Genomic DNA, 285 nt, shown 5'->3' with positions numbered 1-285 from the left:
CACGCATTATGTGCAGCTCTTCCTTTAGCTAAATAGGAACCTTTTGTACTATTTGAAACATATCGTGCAACTCTTAAAGCTCTATAAGCACCTGCTCCTACTCCACCTACAGCTCCCAAAGCAGCTCCACCGGCAACAGATCCCCAAAGTTTCCATCCTCTTGCTCCTCTTTTTCTAGCAGACAAATAAGATGATACTCCTCCAACTAAAGCACCTGCTGCCATCCAAAAGAAATCTCCGTCAGGATCAACATTTGATACTGGATTATTCCCCGCATACATATAA

At 43.2% G+C, this 285-nt stretch carries 1 pseudogene; it reads right to left on the bottom strand.

Features of this window, described 5'->3' with window-relative positions:
- Window positions 1–285, bottom strand: a pseudogene (locus ACTYBU_RS22555) (hypothetical protein); the annotation flags it as partial.

It is taken from the genome of Niallia sp. 03133 (assembly GCF_052663225.1).
This window is presented reverse-complemented; position numbering and strand designations above follow the sequence as displayed.